The following is a 17,430-nucleotide window of genomic DNA, read 5'->3' as shown; positions in this document are numbered from 1 at the left end:
GAAAGCTACATGTCCCTGCCGATTAATCAATGACGCTTGCTGTGGCCTATTCGGGTGATTTCGCAGCAGCGAGCCCGACAGTCGGTTGGCAGTCGGGCTGTGCGGCAGTAGATGACGATGGCCAGAGCTGAGACTTTGCGGTCGACGTGAAATCATTGCCCGCAAAACCGGCATGATTGACGATCGGGATGAACCGTCGAGGGGCTCGGCTGAGCTGTTCGCGCGACATGCAGAGATCTAGTGCCGCATCAGGCAACGTTCGCCCCGTCGTGATGTGTCGCCCGGTTGCTGTGCCGGGCGGCACCGGACCGTCAGAATGATCACGTGGCTGAACGCGTGCAGGTCCGTGAGATCGATGACGACGAGGGCAGACGGCTGCTGCGGATCGTCCGCCGGGGCACCGGGTCGGTGGTGACCTGGCGGCGGGCCCAGATGGTGCTGCTGTCCGCCCAGCACATGCCCGTGGCGAAGATCGCCGAGGTGACGTTCACCAGCCCGGACCGAGTCCGGGACGTGATCCACAACTTCAACGCCGACGGCTTCGACTCGCTCTACCCGAAGTACAAGGGCGGACGGCCCAGGACGTTCACCTTGCCCGAGCGCCGTGAGATCAAGAAGACCGCCAAGTCCAAGCCGGCCGAGCACGGCCTGCCCTTCTCGACCTGGAGCCTGGCCAAGCTGGCCGACTTCCTGGTCGCCGAGGGGGTGGTCGACGACATCAGCCACGAGGGCCTTCGGGTCCTGCTCCGCGAGGAGGGCGTCTCCTTTCAACGCGTGAAGACCTGGAAGACCTCCCGCGACCCGGACTACGCCGCCAAGAAGGCCCGCGTCGAGCACCTCTACGCGATCGCCGACGGCGAAGTCATACCCGAGGAAGGCGAGCCCGAAGTCATCTTCTGCATGGACGAGTTCGGGCCGCTCAACCTCCAACCACACCCCGGCCGGCAGTGGGCCGAGCGCGGCGGCCGCCACAAGGACCCCGACCGCGAGCCCAGACCCCGCAGGCGGGCCACCTACACCCGACCGCACGGCGTGCGGCACCTGTTCGCCGCCTACGACCTCGCCAAAGACCAGCTCTACGGCCACATCAAGAAGACCAAGAACCGCTCCAAGTTCCTGGAGTTCTGCCGCTACCTGCGCTCGCTACACCCAGCCCGTGTTCGCATTGCGATCGTCTGCGACAACTACTCGCCACACCTGACCACGAAGCGCTGCCAGCGGGTCGGAACGTGGGCCGCGGCGAACAACGTCGAGATCGCCTACACCCCGACCAACAGCTCCTGGCTCAACCGGATCGAGGCCCAGTTCACCGCCCTGCGCTACTTCGCCCTCGACGGCACCGACCACCCCAGCCACAAAGAACAGGGCAGCATGATCCGCCGCTACATCATCTGGCGGAACAAGCACGCCACAGACGAACGCCTACGCGGCATCGTCACCAGGGCGAACGTTGCCTGATGCGGCACTAGTCGGGCAAGGGCCACGAAGGCGCCATCCCGGGTTCGCGAGGCGCTTGCCGCTGTCACGATGCGCAAAGTCTTGCCCATCTTGGGTAACCAACCGCCCTGCGCTGGGTACGTATTGCTGGCGAAGTGACAGCTGGTGCAGGTGGGAGGGGCTTCAATCGTGACTCCGGAGCGACTGTGGATGACGGCGATCGCATTACGCAAGCGCGGATATCGTCGACTTGCCAAGCGTGTCAAGCAGTTGAACTCGTTGATCTATCACAACTCGCTGGCCGCCGGCTGCGATGTCAGCCCTGACGTCTACCTCGGGCACCACGGGATGGGAACCGTGGTCCACGACAACGTGACCGTCGGCAGTCACGTCCGGATCTGGCAAAACGTCACGCTCGCCGTTCGCGCTCCCGCAGGGTCGCCGCACCGGATCATCATCGAGGACAACGTGGTGATCGGCGCGAACGCCGTGGTCATCACCCCTCATCTCCAGAGCGTGCGGATCGGGCGGGGCGCAAAGGTCGGTGCCGGCGCCGTAGTGACCGGTGATGTCCCCGCTGGCGCGACTGTCGTCGGAGTCCCCGCCCGAGTCATCCGCGAGGGTGCCAGCTAGATTGCCACGCCGTTGATCGTCTCAGGCGGCCGTTGCATGCCCAGCAGGATCCGCAGCGTTTCGGTGCGTCCCCAGGGCCCGGGGCCCGGCGGGTCACTCATCGGCCGCACCCACCGTTCGACGAAGCTGAGGAGGATGGCTGACCGCGGGGAGCTAGAGGCGTTGAACCCGGAGCGGTGCCACGTCGCGGCGGCCATCACAAGAAGTGTCCCCGGCTCGGCCTCGAAGATGGTTGGTTCGTGGTCGCCAACTGGACCCGCGCGGTGCGGTGCTGCGTGGGATTCGCTCAGCAGCTGCGTGGCACCGTTCGCTTCGTGGAAGGGGTCCAAGGGTAAGACACATTGGAGCCCGAGAAGTGAGCCGCTCACCATGGTGGGCATCTCGTTGTACGGGTAGTCGATGTGCCAGTCGTCGACAGGCTGGCCCGGCTGCACCATGTTGAGGCTGTAGTCGGAGAGCAGGAAGTTCTCGCCGAGCAGGTCTTTCAACGTCGTGGTGAGCAGCGCGTTGTTGAGCAGGTCGATGAACGGGTCCCCGTGCTTGAAGAGGTCCCAGACTCGGGTCGACTTCGGGTAGTGGTGGGCATGCTGACCAACTGCGAGCGCCTCGCTCAGGACTCGCAGTTCGGCGCAGGCTGCCGGACCGAGGAAGGCTGGCCAGGCCGCATGCCCGTGGGCACGGACGTCGGCAGCAAGTCGACGTGAAGGAGCGGGAGTTGTCATCGGTCAACGTGTCCTGTCGTTTGGGCTCGGAGCTCGATGATGGTGCCGAACCTGTCGTGGTGCGACAGGTCGACGAGCCTGGTGCCGGCGGAGAGCAGTTCGGTGATCTGGTCGACCAAGTTGTCGACGTCGCTGTTGGCGTGACGGACGTCGAAGGTGGAGATGAGCTCCAAGCTCGGCTCGACGTCGTCCTGGTCGCGGTTGGCATCTCGGGTCATCACAGCTCCAGTGAGTGGCGGGTGTAGCGCTCGGTCAACGACTCGGGCAGAACGAGCTCCACGGGCTGGGACTCCAGCCATCCGCTGATCCGAGTGAGGTAATCCTCGATCGCGCTTGTGCTGGGCAGAGAGGCGAGGTCAAGCACCGCGCAGGCCGGATCGGCCGTGTCGAACAGCCGCGCCAAGGCCCTGTAGAACAGCTGCTCGCCGTCAGCGACGGCCTTGATCGAGCAACTCCCGATGACTACGGGTGTAGGCACAGATGGGGCGAGCCGCTGCCAGCGCTCAATCCACCCAGGCGCGGTCCGGTCCCGCGAGATGAGTAGTTGCACTCCTTGGTCCGCGATCATCTGGGGAGGATGCCTGGGGGCGTCACCGCCGAGCAGTACTGCCCGAGACCGCGGAGGCTTACTGGCTTCAGTATCGATCTGGGCCACGGCGGTCATGTCAGCTTCCGAGGTCTCGTCGATTATCAGCGCTCCTCGAAGGGCGCGGGGGAGGGAACCGCGCAGAGCAACTGGGCTCTGGCCGGCGCCGGGTATCAAGATGAGCATCAGGCGGCGCAGCGGAATCCCGATCCGACTCGGCTGGGCCAACGCATCGATCGCACGGATGACCGTAGCCAGCCCGCCGTGGTTGGGCGCCGGGCGCGTCGTGCGGAGGGGACGGGCCAGGGATGCTCGGATATGACTGGCGAGAACTACCGGATCAGTCGACGCAGTTGCTCCGCCGTACTGTTCGGCGATCCTCGCTGCGTGCTCGTCCAGCCCCTCCATGAAGGAGACGTCCGGCACCAGGACGAGCTGGGCCTGCCCGAGCAGGGCTTCGGACAACGCATTGTTTCCTGGCTTAATGACCGCAACGTGTGCGGCCGCGAGTAGAGCCGCGAGCTGGGGCTCGAATCGTCGAACCGTGACGTTGGGAGTCTCTTGCAGTGCTCTGCCGGCGTAGTAGGGGCCGGTGACGAAGACGAAGCGGGCCGGGCTACTCTCCTCCCGCAGCTGGGCCGCGACGTGCGCACAGGCGTGGAACAGCCGGTCCCCGTAGCCATCCGACATCTGGTCGCCGCCGGCACCGCCGTTGACCACCACGAGACGCTCGCCTGCGGGGGCGTATCGCTGCCGCATCTGCCCGATCTCCGCAGGGCTGGGGCAGTAGCAGAGGTTGCCGACGAAGGTGAAGCGACCACTTCCTTGAACAGCCGCCACGGATTGCCCGCTGTGCCCTTCCCGTCCAAAGTCCTCGGGGCTCTGGGCAATGAGGATCGCGTCGTAGGCGCCGAACCGGCCTTGGCTGCGGAGTAGGTCGAAGGAGGTCCCGTCGAGGCGACGCATGACGAGCAGCCGCGGCCGGTGGGCGAGGGCTGGAAGTGAGAGGTAGCGAGGATCAGGGTAGGTGTCCTCGATCACCACCGCAGGGTCCAGCCGGTGAAGGAGCCGGTCCAGGACCGCGGTGTAGCTGTCCTCGGCAACGGCCGAGGACACCCGATGCAGCAGAGGGAAGTTGACGACCTCGACGGCCGTGTCGCGGAACAGGCTCAGCGAGCTCGCTTGGCTGACGATGACCGGTCGAAGTCGGCCCTCCTTGCGGATCGCCTCGGCGATCAAGATGGCGCGTCGGATGTGGCCGAACCCGATGCCGTTCTTTACGAGCAGGACTACCGTCTTCACAAATCTCCTCCTGGTGTACGGGCTGGCGCGGGGAGCCTCAGCAGCGACAACAAAGCGCCTCGGGCCCGCGCCTCGGTGTAGCCGTGGATGATGGACTGCCTGGCTGCGGTCCCGAGTCGCCGTCGCCTGCGGGCGTCGTCGGCCAAGTCGACGATCGCGCTGCCCATGCCGTGCACGTCCCCTTCGCCGACTAGCAGGCCGTTGACGCCGTCGTTGATCACTTCGGGGATGCCCTCATGCCGGGTGGCAATGACGGCGGCCTCCGCGCCCATGGCTTCGAGGATGGACACCGGCAGTCCCTCCGCGTCGCCGTCGACCGATGAGGTGACCGCGTGGTGCAGCATGATGTCGGCTCCGCGGATGAGAGCCAGGGCCTGTTCGTGCGGTAGCCGTCCATGGACGGAGACGTGGTTGGTGAGCCCGTGCGCGTCGATGAAACGTTGGACGTCGGGCATCAGGGGCCCGTCCCCAACAAGATCGAGTCTGAGTCGCGAGTCCGCACGGCAGGCATCAGCGAACGACTCCAATAGGAGAAGCGGAGCCTTCTTGGGAACCAGCCTCCCGACCGCTATGCACCGAACTTGCTGGCTGCGCGGGTGGACTGGTGTCGCCGGCCGAGTCGGGGGGATCTCGACACAACAGCGGACCACCCTTAGCCGTTCCCTTGGTAACCCAAGGTCGATCAGGCGCTCGGCCGCCCTCGCGCTGGGCACGATCAGCCCGTCTGCGGCCGCGTAGCGCAGATAGACCTCCCGCCAGTAGGAGTCGCGGAGCCTAGCGGAGAGATCGACCCCGTGTCCGCGAACCCACACCCGCACGCCGACCGAGCGCAACAAGTCGAACCACCGGTCGGCAAAGTCGAAGTACTCGACCAGCACCACCTCCACGCCGTGCTTCGCCAGGAATTCGCGAACAGCCTGCTGCCGCTCCAGGGACGGGGCGGGATCGCCCGGCAACGGGTCGAAGGTGAGGCTCGGCGCGCCCGCTGTGTCCCAAGCCGCGCGGCCGACGACGGTCTCGCCACGCGGGGGCGGGTCGCTGACGACGACTGTGTCGCTGGGCGACAGTCTCTGAACGTCCCACCGGAGGAAGGTCTCGCTGGTCACGCCGATCTCCGGCAGAAGAATGCACAGTCGCCTCGACACATCGCTCCCTATGGTTGCGGCTACTGCCTTGGACTCGTAACGCGACAGCTCTGGCCAGCGGAGCCAGCCGTGCTCCTCTCCGATCAGCGGCGCGATTATCCGATCTTGATCTCGAGCGCAGCTTGCACCTCCGACGCCGGGGCTGCATGATCGTTTGGAGAGGCATGGCCTGACTACTCGTCAGAGCTGCGGCCGGGATTGGACACGTCTCTTTCGGCTCGGCTAGATTTTTGAAATGGCTAACCTGGAAGAGCTGCTGCGTCAGCGGCTCAAATCGGCGTTCGAGGCAGTGGCGGGAACTTCCGTGGACCCCCTCGTCCGACGATCCCAGCACGCGCACTTCCAGTCCGACGCCGCTCTGCCCCTCGTCCGCCAGATCGGCGGCAACCCGCGCGAGATCGCCGCTCAGGTGGTCGCAAAGGCCAAGCTCGACGACCTGTGCTCGTCCGTGGAGATCTCCGGGCCGGGTTTCATCAACCTGACCATCTCCGACGACGTCCTCGGCCAGATGCTGGCCGACACGCTCAATGACGACCGGCTGGGCGTTCCGCAGGTCGAGGGCCCCGAGACGATCACTATCGACTACTCGGCCCCGAACGCCGCCAAGGAGATGCACGTCGGGCACCTCCGCTCGACGATCATCGGTGACGCCGCCGTGCGCCTGCTCGAATGGCAGGGTCACACGGTGATCCGTCAGAACCACATCGGAGAATGGGGCACGCCGTTCGGCATGCTCGTCGAACACCTCCTGGACATCGGCGAGTCCGAGGCCGCCCACGAGCTGTCCGTAGGTGACCTCAACGGCTTCTACCGGGCCGCTCGCGCGAAGTTCGACGCCGACGAGGCTTTCAAGGACCGGGCCCGCAAGCGCGTGGTTCTTCTGCAAGGTGGGGACGAGACCACGCTGCGCCTGTGGCGCACCCTGGTCGACGAGTCGAAGAAGTACTTCCTCACCGTCTACAGCACCTTGGGTGTGCGCCTGAACGAGGATGACTTCTTCGGGGAGAGCTATTACAACGACCAGCTCCAGTCGGTTCTGGACGAGCTGGACGAGCTGGGGCTGCTCCGTGACAGTGAAGGCGCCAAGTGCGTCTTCCCCGGCGACTACCTCAACCGCAACGGCGACCCGCTGCCGATCATCGTCCAGAAGGGCGACGGCGGGTTCGGCTACGGGGCCACAGACCTCGCTACCATCCGGCACCGTCTGAGGAATCTGCACGCCACCCGGCTGCTCTACGTCGTTGGCCTGCCCCAGCACCAGCACCTCGAGATGGTCTACGAGACCGCCCGCGATGCCGGCTGGCTCGCCCCGCCGGCCCGTGCCGAGCACATCGGCCACGGCTCGATCCTCGGCAGTGACGGCAAGATGCTGCGCACCCGTGCCGGCGTCTCCGTCAAGCTCGTCGACCTCCTGGAGGAGGCGATCATCCGGGCCTCTGCCGTCATCGCGGAGAAGAACCCAGAGCTGGACGAGGAGACCCGTGCCGCCGTTGCACGGGCTGTTGGGATCGGCGCGGTCAAGTACTCCGATCTGTCGACCGACCGTCTCAAGGACTACGTCTTCGACTACGACCGGATGCTCTCGTTCGAGGGCAACACCGCTCCCTACCTGCAGTACGCCCGGGCCCGGATCTGCTCGATCTTCCGGCGCGCCGGGGTAGAGCCCACCCGTACCATCGACACGCTGGTCATCGCGGAGCCGGCCGAGCGTGCCCTGGCACTGGAGCTGCTTGGCTTCGGCACTCTGATCTCCGAGGTCGCTGAGAACCTGGAGTTCCACCGGCTCGCGCACTACCTCTACGGATTGGCCAGCGCCTTCACGTCCTTCTACGAGAAGTGCCACGTGCTCCGCGCCGAAGGAGATGTCCGGCAGAGCCGACTGGCTCTGTGCGACCTCACCGCACGGACCCTGGCGCTCGGCCTCGAACTGCTCGGGATCGACGCCCCCAACCAGATGTGACGCAGCTGCCCCACCGACTAGCGCGATGGGGCAGGCCGCCAGTTGATCAACCCCGTCGAGGAGTGCGACCGGCACCACCGGTCGTACTCCTCGATGCTTTCCACCCCGTGGTCGAGCACCGCACGGTAGACGTCGATCGACCGGTAGGCCGCGCCCCGCTCCACAAGTGCCTCCTTGAGGCGCAGGATGGCGGCCCGCGTCACATCGTCCAAGGCCGAACGCATCGGCCCGACAAGATCGGCGGATCTGGGGCCGTCGTAGTCGCCGGCCAGCAACCACATCTGTACAGCCCATGGCACCCCCTGGTGGTGATATCGGAGTTCCCAGCCGAGCCCCGCGTCCGCCTCGCCAACAGCGTTGATGAACAGTGCTCTTCGCACGGCAGGGTCCTTGGCCCAGGCGGCGAGCAGAGCAAAGCCGGATTCGACGCGAAGGTCGCCGTAGATTTCGATGTCGATGTCCGGGACGACCAGCAGCCCGTACGCAGCCGCCCCGCACAATCTCGGCTCCCCGAATCGCTGCCACCGCTCAAGGGGCTGGAGCACATCGAGCACCTGCCGAGCTGCCTCCTGCCGGGACGCCTGCCGCTGAAGAAGCCGACAGGCGTCGCCGTCCTCGGCGAGGTTCACGCGGTGGCTGGGCCGTAGCCCAAAGCCGCGCACGCCTCACGCAGGTACTCGGGGACCTCGGAATCGGCTGGCAGATCGCGGCTCGGTTGCACCGATCCAGTCTTGATGTTCTCGGTGAAATCCCCGATGCCCCACAGCATCGGCCCGTGATCCGCGGCCCCGTAGTCCAGCATGCCCGCCTCCCAGGCCACCCCCAGATGCGCGCACACCTCTCGCGTTACCCGTTCCGGCGCGGCGGTGAGGTCCTCGTAGCGAACCGTCAGGCCAGGCAGCTCCTGCCGGGCCTTGTCCAACTCCCGCAGATACGTGGTCACCAGGTACACCGAGTCGTCGAGGTCCTTGTCGGGACGCCCCGCGATCGCGGACTGGAGGATATGCAGCGGGTGACGGAGGAGGAAGATGAAGCGCGCATCGGGCCAGCAATCGGACAGCCTGCGCCACAGCAGCAAGTTGCCCGGTGTCTTATCGACGACGATCTCCTTCCCGCTCAGAGCGAGCTCCCGGTGCAGCAGCCTGTCCCACAGCAGATGCTCGATCTCCTCCTGGGGCAGGCCGGATACCCCCATGGCCAACTCGACGTACTTGCTTGTGAGTTTGACCTCCAGATCGGCCAAGTGCAGCTCGTGCGGAGCCCTGATCCGGCTATGCGTGTCCAGGATGCACCGCAGCAGCGTCGAACCGGAGCGGATCGAGCTGAGGATGAAGACCGGCGACGCGACAAGACGGCTGCGTGAGAGCGCGACAGACATGGCGTCATCTCCTCGTGGTTCATGCACAGGGATCACCGGCGCCAGAAGTCGATGGGGTGCTTGCCAGGACGGAACCCGACGCTCTCCACCATCGCCGCGGCGAGGGCGAAGTTCTGCCCGACCGTGGACGGCTCGTGGGAGTCGCTGCCGAACGACACCGCCTCCCCGCCTTCCTCACGCCACCAGCGGAGCACGTTGTCCGCCGGCCACGGGCCCCCGGTATTGACCTCTAGCGCCCGGCCGGAGCTGGCCAAGGCACGAAGGACAGCCCGGTACTCCTCTTGGTAGTCCGCCGAGTCGAAGGGCTTCGCTGTCTTCGGCCAGGCCCGCATGGGGTAGTCGATGTGGGCCAGGATCCCGAAGATGCTGCTGCTCTCCACCATGCGCAGGGTCTCAGCGAGATACGTGCGCATGGTCTCCATCGCCGTGTCCGCAGTGAACACGGTCGGGGCGTAGTGCAGTTGCCCGTCCACCTCCAGAGAGTGCAACGAGCCGAGAACCCTTTGGAAGTCCCGCCGTTGGACCAGCGAGCTGGTCTCGGCCGCGAACAAGTGGGGCTCACCCAGTTCGACTCCTGCCAGGATCTTCAGGTCGGGGAAGCGGGCGCGGCAGTGCTCCAGGCATTCCCAGTACCCGTCGACATCCAGCAGGCCGCTGCGGGCGTGAGTGTCGATCACTCGCACCACCGGTGTCTCGGCCTGCTGGCCTGGGAAGGCCCACGCGGTGAAGTCGGCGTGGTCGGTGAAGGCAATCGCAGGTAAGCCGATCGCCAGCGCCCGCTCGCACGCCTGCTCCATCACGGCTGTGGAGGCGTCCCAGGACCATTCGGTATGCACGTGATTGTCCGCCGGCAGTAGCCGACGGTCCGGGACTATCTGCTGCTCGTTACTGTCCACTTCGTGGTCCTCTCACTGGTGGGTGAATCACTGCGAACGCCGAGGGCCCGCAGCACATCGCGGTCGGGGGCCAGTACGGTATGGCCGCTTGCCTCAGCCAAGAGCTCCTGCGCCAACCGGGTCAGATCGTCCAGCTGCGGGGCTGAGCGCACGGTCAGGCGGGTGCCAAGCATCGCCCGAAGCACTTCCACCGCGTCCGTCTCGGCCAGGTCCTCGCAGAGCGCCGCCTGCGAGCATGCCTGGCCGAGTGCACGGTGCGTTGTTGCGCTCGACAGCGCTGCCAGGCACTGCTCCACGCTGAACACCTCGATCGGATAGTTCAGATCGGGGGTGTAGCCCAGCGCCGTCTGCAGCCTGCCGAAGCCGACTCGCAGCTGCTCTCGGGTACCCGGGTCCGGCAAGTTGTCCAGCATGACAAAGCAGTCGATGTCGCTCCCAGGCCCAGCGTGCCCGGTGGCCACCGAGCCATACACGAACGCGGCCACCAGACCAGGGGCATGCTGCTCGAGGAACCGGGAGACCTGGGAGACGAGTTCGCTGCTCACTCGACGTCGCTCCATCCCGCCGGCCCGCCAGCTCGCCGACGCGTCTGCTGCGGCAGGTTGCCGCGAAGCTCAGCGAGCATCGGTTCCACCAGCGCGAGCGCTTCGGAGGCCAACTTCTTCATGGCAGCGTCCAAGTCTTCGCGGGTGACCAGTGGGTTGCCCGGGCAGGCCGCCATGATCGTGTAGCTGGTGCCGGCCCCCGCTCCGATCCGGTCGTCGAGGTCCCCGAGTGCGTGCTCGTCGAAGCAGACCTCACCTGACTGGTACAGCGCAGTGTTCAGCCGCGAGGTATACGAGCTGATCACCTTGGCCGCCCGCAGCCGGCCAGCAGGGTCAAGCTCCGCCATCGCCCTACGGAAGGCTGGCGGGCAGAACACGAAGGCCAGCCGATAGAAGTCCACATCGTTGAGCCGGACGAACAGCCCGCTGTCGTCGACTCGGCGTTCCAGATAGCGGACGATCGCCTGCCGGGACTCCACCATCGCGCCGAGCGTGCGGGTGCCGACGTGGCGTAGCAGCATCCAGGTGGCCAGGCTCTGGAAGCCGCGGGAGCCGAGGAACGGAGTGATGAGCCCGAGGTCCCAGCAGTCGTCAGCCATGACGGCGGCCTCATGACGGCTGAACTGGGTGAGCACCGCCCGGTCTCGGAAGAGGACATACGAGGACGGGTAAGGGGTGAATAGGCCCTTGTGCGGGTCCAGGGACACGGAGTCCGCGAGTTCGATCCCGGCCAGGTGCTGGCTGCGGAGCCGTTCGCTGAAGATCAGGCTGCCGCCGTGGCAGGCGTCCACGTGAAACCAGACCCCGTGTCGACGGCAGACCTCCCCCAGCGCCTCGAGGTCGTCCAAGCCGGTCGTGCGGCAGTTCCCGGCCACCCCCACGACCATGAAAGGAGTACGACCTGCCGGCGGGTCCGCCAGAAGGCGGTCCACCGCAGCCGGATCGGTGGTGAAACCCCGCTCGGTGCCCACCGACAGCACGGAGTCCCAACCCAGCCCCAGGTGGAAGGCAGCATCGCTGTGCGAGTAGTGGGCGATAGGGCCGGCCATCACCACGGAAGGCTGGGTGTCGAGCACCCGCAGTCCCAGCTTGCGAACTTGGGGATAGGCCCGGCCTAGCGCCGCCAGCATGGCAACGTGATTGGACAAGTGGCCGCCTGTCGTCCACAGCCCGCCCACGTCCTTCACCCCGCGCAGCTCGGTCAGCGGAGAGTCCTCGTAGCCGACCAATGCCCGCAGCCACTCGATGACCTGAACCTCCACGAACGTGGCGGACGGGGCGCTGCGGTCGACCGCGATCAGGTTCTGGTTGAGCAGTGGGCTGAGGATGCTGCCGGCCAGCGCTGCCAGCGCGTTCCCCGAGTCCGGGAATGCCAGGTAGCGAGGGTGCCCTTGCCGGATGGAGTGACGGGCGATCACCTCCTCGATCTCGGCTAGAACGTGGTCGAAGCAGGATCCGGCCTCGGGGAGCGGGCCGGCGATGGTCTTCTGCAACGCAGTCGGATCGGCATGGCGTAAGAAGGGAGTCTCCGACCCGGAGCCGTGCAGAAAGTCCAACCCGACGCGGACTGCGGAGGTGAGGTCTGCCTCATGGCTGGCACGGCTAGCACTTCCGCCCACCAGGTACATGTCCAGCACCGAACGATCCACCCCGCCGACCGCAGTACCAACGGCAAGAAGCAGCTCGTCCACTAGCTGCGCGGGGTCCGTCACGAGCCGGTCGTACCAACGCACGATGCGGGACCGCTCGGCAGCAAGGTCACCAACCTCGACCGCGTCCAGGGCGTCGATCACCGCCTCGGTGCGCAGAGGTGCTCCGTCGGCCTCACCGCGGCAGTTGACCGTGATGGCCCGGCAGATGTCCGCCTCCATCGCGGCTTCGAACACCTCCAGGCACGCAACGAGCATGGCCGGATCACTGACCGACGCCAGGTGCGAGAACAGACGCGCCTCTTGAGCAGCCGGAAGGAAGTCGCCCCAGAAATGGCCCAGTTCGTGCCCATGGAGCAGTCCGCGGTCTCGAACCTTTTCGGGGCGAGCGTGGCGCCCCTCCAGCCGGAGACTTTGCCACAGCAGATCCCTCCTCTGCTGCCAGGAGACTGTCTGGACGTTGAGCAGTGCACGCTCGAAGGAGTCCGCGGCCAGCGGGTGACCGTCCTCTATCAGCGGCGCGCCACCCTCGTCCCCAGCGAACAGCTCTTCTGCCTCGACAGGATCGAGGCAATCGGCGAAGAAGATCCGGTGCCACAGCAGGCACTCGGCGGCCCGCACCGGATCGGCCGCTGCATCCACGACCTCCTCGAAGTCGATGAGCACGATCACCTCGCCGCGCAGGAACATGTTGCGCGGCGCGAAGCCCTGCCAGATCACGCCGGCGGTGAGCATCGCCTTGCGCATCGCCCGTAGCGACACCACGACACGCCCTCGTACAGCAGAACCGAGGGCGTCCGAGCGCAGCAGGTCCTCCAGGGTCTGCCCGAGGTTCGGCGTGAAGGCCCACGGGTCGGACGAGGGATCGACTCGCACCAAGGCGTAGTCGCCCTGGACCTCGAACCGGAGGCCAGAGGGCGACGTGAACTGCCTCAACAGCTCCCCAATGCGCTCCTCGTTGCGCAGCCGAGCCTCAACGGATTCGGCCGACCAGACCAACGCCACCAGCCCGCCGGAGCTCCTGTCCGCCGACTGGACCAGGCGCGCTCGGCGCGACGGATGGATCGGGACGGCAGTCTGCGCCAGTGGCGGCTGAGAGGCCATGAATGACCCGAAGTCCGAGACCGGGGCGAGTAGATCCCGTACCGTCCGTGCAGCCGGCCCGACACCTTCGACTGTCGGCTTGTCAGACGAAGCGCTCGGCTGGAGCTGTGGCGGGAGCCCGTGGACGAGGATCACTACCGCCCCGTGAGGGTTCCTCTCAGCAACAGCTCGCGCCGCCAGAACATCGTCTGCCGCGGCCCGAGACTCAAGCTGAGCGAGCACGATGGCGTACCGGCGTCGGAATCGCTCCGACAGCGAGCTGCTCTGCGCAACCAGCTCGAACCAACTCGTCACCCTCTGTACATAGTCGGCCGTTTCGAGGGCGCGCGGGGTCGTGGGCATCACGCGGTCACCCTCGTATCCGATGAGGGCTGAGCCCGGAACTGCTGCTCCAGGTCGGCGAGGATCTGGGCCTTCAGCCGCGGGTCCTGGGTGTGGTACATCGAGCCGGCGACCACCTTGCGGTCGCAGTGGAAGACCTTCAGCGGCCAGCCCTCAGGGAAGGCGATCCGGCGTCCGCCGGTGGTCCCGACGTGTGACACGAGATCTTCCCAGTTGTAGCTGAGGTCATCCCTGTCGATGAACACATCGAGGTCGAAGCCACCGAGCCGGGCCGCCACCGCGGTGAAGCGTTGGACGTCGTAGGCGACGAAGTGGGTCGACAGCCGGTTCACTGAGCGCACACCCGGCTCAATCTCGGTGCCTTCGTCCTTCAACGCCCAGGACCATTGGTGGTAGTCATCAACCTTGCTCAAAGCTGGTACGTCGGGACAGCTCTCGAAGAGTCGTCGGCAGGCTGCCAGCACGTCGAAGGACGGATCGGTGCGATACATCACCACGTCGTCCTCGATCACGATCAGGTAGGGCGAGCGGAGGGCGAAGAGTTGGCGGTGCCCGTTGTTTGAGCCATCACCCGAGGCGACAAATCGATGGCGCCGGCGAACCCTCAGTTCGTCAACACCCCAGCCAGTCAAGAGCGCCGGGAGTTTGGAAGCAACCTCGGGAGAAGTACCGTCGCAGTGCAGCATGACCTCGAACGACTCCTTGGTCGAGTCGGTGAGCGCTTCAAGGCAGCGCGGCAGCGTCGTCTCCAGCAGGTCCAGGTTGCTGTGGAAGAGGAACACGATCCGGAACGTCGGATCCGTGGGTGCCAAAGCGCCGGCGGACGAAGCTGGATGGGCGGAGATGTGGGCCACGAGGTCTCTCCTACTGGCTATAGGGTCTTCCTTGCGTATGGCTGAGAATGCGGTGAGATCGTCCGTGGAGCTCTCCTCTCTCATGGTCCAGCGATGCTGGCCGCCGCCGAACGGATGGCGACCGCGTTCCGGGACGGTCCGCAGACACCTGCGGACGTTCCGTAACCATCGGCGGTCGTGCGTCTCCCGCGGCAATCCGTCCGTCAAGGGTGGATCTACGGAGAGTCAGATGCCAGACCGCGTATGCGGACACGGAGTCTGTCCGTATGGATGCGACCTAATACGGTCTCGGTCGCCGAAGTCACGGCCCGAGACTCTGAGCGATGTACGTCGAGTTCGCGAACCGAAGCAGCCACGCGACGAGCCTGATCGCGTTGTGTACTGAGCGCGCAACAGTGTGAAACGATCTGTGCCGTTGGGTGATCTCGCGGGGTCGCGCCGACAAGCGGGAGCCATGTTGTCCACATCAGTTCGCTGAGGGGGGATCTGATGCCGCAGCGACCGAAGGATCTTCAACCATCACGCTCTGCCCGTGAACGGCTGGGGGCCGAGATCAGGCACTGGCGGGTCTTGCGAGGACTGAGCCAGGATCAACTTGGCGCCCTGGTGCACATCAGCGGCGACCTGGTCAGCAAGTTAGAGAAGGGCCAACGCACCTGCAAGGCGCGATATGCCGCGGACATGGACACGGCCCTGGAAACCGGGGGCGCTATCGCTCGGCTCTTGGAGCCGGCTCAAGCTGATGTGGACAACCGCGCCCGGGATGTGGACAACTCTCCGATCTGGAACGCGAGCACTCCCCTCGGAGCCTGGTTGGGGGGCACTCTGGAGGAGCCCCGGTCTACCTCCGACTGGAACGAGTTCAGCACCATGCTCCGACGCAACTTCCTCGCCGCAGCAAGCGCTGCCACCGGCGCACTACTCCCTCTTGCGAACGCCAGCTCGGCCACCGCGGTACCGGCGACAGTTCGCTCCGCTGATATCGACCAGATCAACACCGCGGCCACCACCTTGCGCAGCTGGGACAACCTCTACGGTGGCGCTGGTGTCGTCCGAGACACCGCACGCGCCCAAGTCCAGTGGGCCGCAAACCTCCTGAGCGCCGACTGCCCGTCTCCACTCAGGGGCGGCCTGTTCACGGCCGTTAGCGGCCTGGCCGCCGCTGTCGGCTCCTCGGCATTTGACGCGTTCGCCCATGAGGACGCGCAGCGCTACTTCGTCTTCGCCACCCTGTGTGCCGAGGAAGCAGACAACTGGCCATCGCGTGCCGTCTCCTACAACCTGCGCTCGCGGCACGCCACGTGGCGCGGTGACCCCGATACCGGACTCACCCTCGCCGAGCTCGGGCTCATTCGCGCGGACCGTCTCTCCCCTGCTGAGCGCTCGATGCTCCACAACGCCCGTGCCCGGGCACTCGCCAAGATGGGCAAGACGCAGCAGGCACTCGCTGCGGTCGGAGAGTCTGACGATTCCTTTGCCGGGATGGTTCCGGCCAACGAGGGGCCCTGGATGGCCTATTACGACAGCGCCCAGCACCACGGCGACACAGGACACGCCCTGTTCGACCTTGCCCTCCTAGGCCATCCCCCGCGCTCGGCACTTATGCGCCTGCAGACCGCCGTCGACACCCACACTGCCGACTACGCGCGGTCCCGGACCTTCTCCCGTACGAAGTTGGCCTCTCTCCGGATGGCCACCGGTGACCCGGCCGAGGCTGTTGCCGATGGTCGTATCGCGCTTGCCGAAGCAGCTCAGCTCCGCTCGCTGCGAGCCAAGCACGAACTGGATGAGCTCCGAGGTCTCACGCAACGCCATCCCGAGCTTCCGGACGCCCGGGACCTGCGAGAGCAGATCAGTTCGATGGTGACGGCATGACCACAGTGGATCTTTCCCATGCTGTGCTGCTCAAGGCGTGCGCAGAAGCCGGACTCGCTGCCGACGGGGCCGAGCCTCTGCGCATCGGCGAGAACGCCTTGTGGAGGCTTCCGCAACAGGTCGTAGCTCGCATCGCTCGCCCCGGTCAGTGGGCCGCCGCGGTCCGTGAGCTCGCGGTCGCCCGCTGGCTGCACGACTGCGATGTCCCTGCAGTACGGCCGCTCGAGGACTTGGCGGATCCTGTCGAGGTCTACGGCCACCCGGTCACCTTCTGGCATGAGCTGCCGGTTCACCGGGCCGGCACCGCAGCTGACATGGCCCCGCTCCTTCGGCGCCTCCACCAGCTCCCTGTCCCCGCCTTCCACCTGGGACGGCTGGACCCGTTCGTCCGCCTCGCCGCCCGGATTGGTGAGGCGACGACCCTTGATGATGAACAGCGGCGATGGCTCTGGGCCCGCCTCGTCAGTCTCCAGAGCGCGTGGGCCGACCTGCCTATAGGTAGTCCCGAGAGCGTCATCCACGGCGATGCCTGGGGCGGCAATGTTGCTGTCACAGCAACCACCTCGTATCTCCTGGACTTTGAGCGTTCCTCTCTCGGCCCGCCCGAGTGGGACCTCACCTCTACGGCCGTCGGTCACGGCACATTCGGCACCGTGTCGGACGACCAGTACGCGGCGTTCTGCGATGCCTACGGCACAGACGTGACCGCCTGGGCGGGCTACCCCGTCCTCCGCGACATCCGTGAACTTCGAGTGACCTGCTTCGCTCTCCAAGCGGCGGCACGCGACCCCGAGCGTTACCGCGACCAAGCCCACTACCGACTGGCCTGCCTCCAAGGCGACCACGGCTCGCGGCCGTGGGGATGGGCAGCCGTCGAGTAGCGGCACGAGTGTCCGACCGAGCAGGTGCCGGGTGCGGTTGAGAAGGCGCTGTGGCAAGCGGTCGACCGTGCAGAGCAGGAAGGCCGGCACGCCCGGTACCGTCGGTGATCGATAACACCCC

The 17,430-nt window shown here is 66.2% G+C and carries 15 protein-coding genes; 5 read left to right on the top strand and 10 right to left on the bottom strand.

What is annotated here, in order from left to right; genetic code table 11:
• The first annotated feature begins 324 nt into the window (after nucleotides 1–324).
• Both ACFVHV_RS02245 and ACFVHV_RS02240 read left to right on the top strand, forming a co-directional pair.
• A complete protein-coding gene (locus ACFVHV_RS02245) occupies nucleotides 325–1,458 on the top strand; it encodes an IS630 family transposase (protein WP_380348206.1) in 1,134 nt (377 codons plus the stop codon).
• A 189-nt stretch (nucleotides 1,459–1,647) separates the two neighbouring features.
• Nucleotides 1,648–2,070 carry a DapH/DapD/GlmU-related protein gene (locus ACFVHV_RS02240; protein WP_317620843.1) on the top strand — a complete coding sequence of 141 codons (423 nt, stop codon included), beginning with the start codon at nucleotides 1,648–1,650 and terminating at the stop codon, nucleotides 2,068–2,070.
• On the opposite strand, the gene ACFVHV_RS02235 is transcribed toward ACFVHV_RS02240, so the two are convergent.
• Genes ACFVHV_RS02235 through ACFVHV_RS02220 form a run of 4 tightly spaced genes read right to left on the bottom strand, consistent with a single transcriptional unit; the run spans nucleotide 2,067 to nucleotide 5,786 of the window.
• Entirely contained in the window at nucleotides 2,067–2,792 is a 726-nt protein-coding gene (locus ACFVHV_RS02235) for a phytanoyl-CoA dioxygenase family protein (RefSeq protein WP_380348204.1), read from the bottom strand. The genes ACFVHV_RS02240 and ACFVHV_RS02235 overlap by 4 nt on opposite strands.
• The gene (locus ACFVHV_RS02230; protein WP_188302151.1) at nucleotides 2,789–3,010 is read right to left on the bottom strand and encodes a hypothetical protein; all 222 of its coding nucleotides are present in this window, start codon (nucleotides 3,008–3,010) and stop codon (nucleotides 2,789–2,791) included. Before ACFVHV_RS02230 ends, ACFVHV_RS02235 begins: the two co-directional genes overlap by 4 nt.
• On the bottom strand, nucleotides 3,010–4,680 hold the full coding sequence (locus tag ACFVHV_RS02225; RefSeq protein WP_380348202.1) for a hypothetical protein: 1,671 nt from the start codon (nucleotides 4,678–4,680) through the stop codon (nucleotides 3,010–3,012). The genes ACFVHV_RS02230 and ACFVHV_RS02225 overlap by 1 nt, the downstream gene beginning before the upstream one ends.
• Nucleotides 4,677–5,786: a glycosyltransferase family 4 protein gene (locus ACFVHV_RS02220; RefSeq protein ID WP_380348200.1), complete on the bottom strand. Its 1,110-nt coding sequence runs from the start codon at nucleotides 5,784–5,786 to the stop codon at nucleotides 4,677–4,679. Before ACFVHV_RS02220 ends, ACFVHV_RS02225 begins: the two co-directional genes overlap by 4 nt.
• Before the next feature lie 274 nt (nucleotides 5,787–6,060).
• On the opposite strand from ACFVHV_RS02220, the gene argS reads away from it, so the two are divergent.
• The gene (gene argS, locus ACFVHV_RS02215) at nucleotides 6,061–7,785 is read left to right on the top strand and encodes an arginine--tRNA ligase (RefSeq protein ID WP_188302154.1); all 1,725 of its coding nucleotides are present in this window, start codon (nucleotides 6,061–6,063) and stop codon (nucleotides 7,783–7,785) included.
• 17 nt (nucleotides 7,786–7,802) lie between these two features.
• Here the strand turns inward: argS and ACFVHV_RS02210 are convergent, their stop codons facing one another.
• The 6 genes from ACFVHV_RS02210 to ACFVHV_RS02185 form a co-directional block, all read right to left on the bottom strand.
• Entirely contained in the window at nucleotides 7,803–8,414 is a 612-nt protein-coding gene (locus tag ACFVHV_RS02210) for a hypothetical protein (protein ID WP_360261285.1), read from the bottom strand.
• Nucleotides 8,411–9,163 carry a sulfotransferase gene (locus ACFVHV_RS02205; protein ID WP_188302156.1) on the bottom strand — a complete coding sequence of 251 codons (753 nt, stop codon included), beginning with the start codon at nucleotides 9,161–9,163 and terminating at the stop codon, nucleotides 8,411–8,413. Before ACFVHV_RS02205 ends, ACFVHV_RS02210 begins: the two co-directional genes overlap by 4 nt.
• A 32-nt stretch (nucleotides 9,164–9,195) precedes the next feature.
• Entirely contained in the window at nucleotides 9,196–10,059 is an 864-nt protein-coding gene (locus ACFVHV_RS02200; protein WP_380348197.1) for a histidinol-phosphatase HisJ family protein, read from the bottom strand.
• Nucleotides 10,035–10,604: a nucleotidyltransferase domain-containing protein gene (locus tag ACFVHV_RS02195; RefSeq protein WP_380348195.1), complete on the bottom strand. Its 570-nt coding sequence runs from the start codon at nucleotides 10,602–10,604 to the stop codon at nucleotides 10,035–10,037. The genes ACFVHV_RS02200 and ACFVHV_RS02195 overlap by 25 nt, the downstream gene beginning before the upstream one ends.
• Entirely contained in the window at nucleotides 10,601–13,258 is a 2,658-nt protein-coding gene (locus ACFVHV_RS02190; protein ID WP_380348193.1) for a pyridoxal-dependent decarboxylase, read from the bottom strand. The genes ACFVHV_RS02195 and ACFVHV_RS02190 overlap by 4 nt, the downstream gene beginning before the upstream one ends.
• A 440-nt stretch (nucleotides 13,259–13,698) precedes the next feature.
• Nucleotides 13,699–14,553 (bottom strand): hypothetical protein, encoded by an 855-nt coding sequence (locus ACFVHV_RS02185; RefSeq protein WP_380348191.1) that lies wholly within the window; start codon nucleotides 14,551–14,553, stop codon nucleotides 13,699–13,701.
• 489 nt (nucleotides 14,554–15,042) lie between these two features.
• Here ACFVHV_RS02185 and ACFVHV_RS02180 point away from each other — a divergent pair, with 489 nt between their 5' ends.
• Both ACFVHV_RS02180 and ACFVHV_RS02175 read left to right on the top strand, forming a co-directional pair.
• On the top strand, nucleotides 15,043–16,428 hold the full coding sequence (locus tag ACFVHV_RS02180) for a helix-turn-helix domain-containing protein (RefSeq protein WP_188302159.1): 1,386 nt from the start codon (nucleotides 15,043–15,045) through the stop codon (nucleotides 16,426–16,428).
• Nucleotides 16,425–17,309: a phosphotransferase enzyme family protein gene (locus ACFVHV_RS02175; protein WP_380348189.1), complete on the top strand. Its 885-nt coding sequence runs from the start codon at nucleotides 16,425–16,427 to the stop codon at nucleotides 17,307–17,309. The genes ACFVHV_RS02180 and ACFVHV_RS02175 overlap by 4 nt, the downstream gene beginning before the upstream one ends.
• The last annotated feature ends 121 nt before the right edge of the window (nucleotides 17,310–17,430 follow it).

Origin of the sequence: Kitasatospora sp. NPDC127116, from assembly GCF_042677365.1 — a bacterium.
GTDB lineage: Bacteria > Actinomycetota > Actinomycetes > Streptomycetales > Streptomycetaceae > Kitasatospora > Kitasatospora lactacystinica.
This window is presented reverse-complemented; position numbering and strand designations above follow the sequence as displayed.